The following is a 1,341-nucleotide window of genomic DNA, read 5'->3' on the forward strand; positions in this document are numbered from 1 at the left end:
GGTGGGCTGGCCGCGGTGGTGACCAAGAACGGCACCGCCGGGGCGGAGGTCGTCTTCCAGCTGGCCAACCTGCACGGCGACATCGCCGCCACCGTCCCGGCCGACGACCTGACGGGACGGGATCTGCGGGTCATCGAGACCACCGAATACGGGCTGCCGTGGGCCAAGCCGGCCGCCGGCACCACCCAGAACCGCTACGGCTGGCTGGGCACCCACCAACGCGACGCCAGCGCCATCGGCGGGCTCACCTTGATGGGCGTCCGGCTCTACGTACCCGCCCTCGGCCGCTTCCTCACCATCGACCCCGTCGAGGGCGGCAACCCGAACGCCTACGTGTATCCGGCCGACCCGGTCAACATGCTGGACCTGGACGGACGCTGGGGCTGGCTCAAGCGGATAGCGCAAGCGGCTCAGTATGTTCCTGGAGTAGTCGGCGTAGTCGCCAATATTGGTTGGGCGGCATATCACGTCTCCAAGGGGCAGTATGGAAAGGCGGCCGCAAATATCGCGGGGGCTGCCACGTTCGGTATTGCCCGATACACGAGTGCGCTTGGTAAGTTTGTTCAAAAATCGCCGACCCTCGGCAATAGTGGCAGGGTCTTTGGACGCGGTAAGAGGGGGTTCACTAATCGCAATGACTTCGCCCGCCTAGGCTGGAGTTGGAAGGGTAGCGCTAAGCAGGGGACTAACATCTTTCGGGCAGCGATTGGCTCCAAGCGGGGTCGCATCCATCTTCATTACACTCTCATGAAGGGTGGCAGATGAAACATGTCCGTCTCTTCGCTCACAAAAGCCCTGACGGAATTGGCTGCCCCGTATCTTGCCGCGCGTCTGGCGACCATCGTATGGCAGGCTTCTCCGGATGGGGGAAAGGAAGCCCTTGTAGCCCTAACTCCCACGCGGGCCGCCGATGCTGTCGTCATACAGCTGAGAGAGGTGGATACAGTCGCAGATTTGTGGCTCCTTCATCAGGCGCGGTCTTATGGCCCGTTCGAGGTCTCGCCACATGAGAAGGCGGAATTCGGTCGTCTGGTAAGCGCAGCGCTCGAGGGTCGGACTACTTTACGCATTTATGGTACGGGTCGCCGCAAATGGTTGAGGTACGTTCAATTCGACGGGGTCATGTGGCGCCTGCCGTTGTCTCTATCCTTATTTGTGCCGGGAATGCGGCACGAATCCGTTAGGCCCCCGGGTTATGGAAGCGTGGATCCGTGAACCGTTGGATGTTTCCGGCTTGTCGCAGGGCTACGACGACCGGCAGCTGCCCCGCCTGGTGTCGGCCACGCTGGATGAGGGACCCGACGGCCTGGCTTCCCAGCGCACCAGCGTGCGCTACGGCCT

The 1,341-nt window shown here is 62.6% G+C and carries 1 protein-coding gene; it reads left to right on the forward strand.

What is annotated here, in order from left to right; all coding sequences use genetic code 11:
* A partial coding sequence (locus BMW62_RS22000) for an RHS repeat-associated core domain-containing protein (RefSeq protein ID WP_211435247.1) occupies window positions 1-765 on the forward strand: 765 nt, incomplete at its 5' end.
* Window positions 766-1,341 lie beyond the last annotated feature (576 nt).

Source organism: Blastococcus sp. DSM 46786, assembly GCF_900109665.1.
In the GTDB taxonomy this organism is placed as follows: domain Bacteria; phylum Actinomycetota; class Actinomycetes; order Mycobacteriales; family Geodermatophilaceae; genus Blastococcus; species Blastococcus carthaginiensis.